Below are 989 nucleotides of genomic sequence, written 5' to 3' on the forward strand. Positions count from 1 at the left end.
GCTGGGGGGAGGGTGAGGTCTTCGGCGGCGAGGGCGGTTTTGAGCTGGGCGTTGGTGCGGGCGCCGAGGATGGGGGCGGTGACGCCGGGGCGGTCGCGGACCCAGGCGAGGGCGACGTGGACGGGTGCGGAGCCGAGGCCTTCGGCTGCGGTGAGGACGGCTTGGACGATGCGGGCGGCGCGTTCGGTGCGGTGGTGTTCGACGTAGCTGGCGAGGTGGCTGGTGGCGCCGCGGGAGTCGGGTGGCGTGGCGTTGCGGTATTTGCCGGTGAGGACGCCGCGGCCGAGTGGTGCCCAGGCGAGGAGGCCGAGGCCGTGGTGGGTGGCGGCGGTGGCGAGTTGCCAGCCTGCGTAGTTGGAGATGCCGGCGTATCGGACGCGGCCGCTGGTGACGGCGGTGTCGATGGCGGAGAGGGTTTCGTCGAGGGGGACGGAGGGGTCCCAGGCGTGGAGTTGCCAGAGGTCGACGTGGTCGGTGCGGAGGCGGCGCAGTGAGCCGTCGAGGGCGGTGAGGAGGGCGCCGCGGGAGGCGCCGCCGCCGAAGGGGCCGGGTTTGCGGCGGGCGACGGCTTTGGTGGCGAGGACGATTTCGTCGCGGGGGAGTTGGGTGGTGAGGAGGTCGCCGAGGATTTCTTCGGTGTGGCCGTCCTGGTAGACGTCGGCGGTGTCGATGAGGGTGCCGCCGGCTTCGTGGAAGGTGGACAGTTGCTCGGCGGCTTCGTCGGCGTCGGTGTCGAGTCCCCAGGTCATGGTGCCGAGGGCGAGTCGGGAGACGCGGAGGCCGCTGCGGCCGAGTTGTCGGTGTTCCACGGTGGGTGAGGGTATTGCCTGTGGCGGTCGTGGGGGGTGAGGCTGCTGCGGCGGGTCTGGTTCTGGGTGTTCCGGATCACAGTTCGGGTCGTGGTGCCGGTGGGTGCCGGGTTTCTTCGTTGCTCGCTGTGATCAGTCGTTCGCTGACCTGGTGGGATGTGGTTGCCCGGGGTGGGGGAG

The 989-nt window shown here is 71.3% G+C and carries 1 protein-coding gene; it reads right to left on the reverse strand.

What is annotated here, in order from left to right; genetic code table 11:
* On the reverse strand, window positions 1-809 hold an 809-nt coding region (locus E1288_RS46480), incomplete at its 3' end, for an aldo/keto reductase (RefSeq protein ID WP_132495743.1).
* Window positions 810-989: the final 180 nt, after the last annotated feature.

It is taken from the genome of Saccharopolyspora elongata (assembly GCF_004348985.1).
Classification (GTDB): Bacteria; Actinomycetota; Actinomycetes; order Mycobacteriales; family Pseudonocardiaceae; genus Saccharopolyspora; species Saccharopolyspora elongata.